This is a genomic window from Cellulomonas citrea (assembly GCF_009829685.1).
GTDB lineage: Bacteria > Actinomycetota > Actinomycetes > Actinomycetales > Cellulomonadaceae > Cellulomonas > Cellulomonas citrea.
This window is the reverse complement of sequence record NZ_VWSD01000277.1, coordinates 1-1658: the sequence shown is the minus strand read 5'-3', so window position 1 is coordinate 1658 and position 1658 is coordinate 1. Positions and strand designations below refer to the sequence as shown.

Annotated in this window: 2 protein-coding genes; both read right to left on the bottom strand. The window is 75.8% G+C overall.

The window, feature by feature from the left end; all coding sequences use genetic code 11:
* The coding region (locus tag F2B26_RS16125; RefSeq protein ID WP_159811078.1) for a hypothetical protein at positions 1-209 on the bottom strand (209 nt) is incomplete at its 3' end.
* Between the two features lie 114 nt (positions 210-323).
* Positions 324-1658: FtsX-like permease family protein (locus tag F2B26_RS16120; protein ID WP_159811076.1), on the bottom strand; the 1335-nt coding region annotated here is incomplete at its 5' end.

Genomic DNA, 1658 nt, shown 5'->3' with positions numbered 1-1658 from the left:
GGCGGGCCGGGGCGGGTCCGCAGCAGCGCCCCGGCGACCAGCGGTGGTGCCCCGCACGGCTGATGCTCGTCGAGCGGGGTCGCGTCCACCCACACCCGCTCGTGCGCCCAGGCCGGGTCGGCGGTGAGCAGCGTCAGCCGGCCGCGCAGCGCGTGGACAGTGACGCCCGGCTCGACGTCGAGGTCGAGCCGGGCGTCACTGCTGGTCACGAGCCCGATGCGCACCACCCGAGAGTGCCGCGTCGCCCTGGTGGGCCGGACGGCGGGGCGGGCGTCCCCTCATGCGACGTGGGTTCGGGACGGCTCGTCCCGAACCCACGCGCCCTACTCCACGGCCAGCGCCGCGACCGGCGGGGTCCGTGCGGCCGTGCGGGCGGGGACCACCGACGCGGTCAGGCCCGCGAGCAGCGCGACGACGAGCACGGTCGCCAGGTCGCCCCACGGGACCGCGAGCTGCACCTTGGCCGCGACGCCGAACACGACGGCCGACCCGGCCCAGCCGTAGAGCAGACCGAGCGCGGCCCCCAGCACGGCGCTCACCCCGGCGATGACCATGCCCTCGGCGGCCAGGGTGGTCCGCAGCTGACGGCGCGTCATGCCCAGGGCCCGCAGCGTCGCCGACTCCCGACGCCGCTCCAGCACCGACAGCGACAGCGTGTTCGTCACGCCGATGAGCGCGATCACCACGGCGACGGCCAGCAGCCCGACGACGATCCCCAGCAGGGTGTCGATGATCTGCTCGTAGTACTCCCGCTCGGCCGCCGCGCTGGCGACGGACACCGAGCTGTCGGCGAGCGCGTCCTGCACGTCCTGCAGCACGGTGGCAGCCGTGACGTCCGGGGCGAGCCGGGCCCACACCGCCACGACCGGCGACGACGGCGCGAGCCGGTCGAGCAGGTCCAGGGGCGCGATGACCACACCGGAGCCAGCCCCACCGGCCTGGGCGTTCGCCGTGACCGAGCCGGAGTGCTCCGACGAGGTGAGCGTCACCTGGGTCGGCTCGTCCTTCGGGACCAGCACCTTGCCCTCGGACAGCGCCCGGACCAGCGAGGTGTCCCGCAGCACGGTCGCGGCCTGGTCGACGGGCAACCCGTAGACCGTCACCGGGCGCCCGTCCAGCTCGGCGGTGGCGGCCCGCACGGGCACCGCCGCGCCGATCCCGGGGACGTCCTGCACCGTGGTCAGCGTCCTGGCCGGCAACGTCGCGTCCGACCCTGCGCCCTGCGTACCGGCGGCCACGAGGTCGACCGGGAAGTGGCTGTCGAGCAGCTCGTCGATCGAGCTGCGTGCGGTGGCCGCACCGGTGCTCATCGTCACGACGAGGGTGACGCCGATGAGCAGGGCCGTGCTCGTGGCCGCGGTGCGCCGCGGGTTGCGCAGCGTGTTCGCGGCGGCGAGCCGTGCCGCCGGCCCGAAGCCCTGCATGAGGCGCCCCACCGCGGCCACGACCCGCGGGATCCACAGCACCGCACCCACGAGGATGCCGACGAACGAGACGGCCCCACCGAGCACCCCGAACCCGAGCAGGGCCAGGGCGAGCCCGGCCCACACCGCCACGACCGGCGACGACGGCGCGAGCCGGTCGAGCAGGTCCAGGGGCGCGATGACCACACCGGAGCCAGCCCCACCGGCCTGGGCGTTCGCCGTGACCGAGCCGGA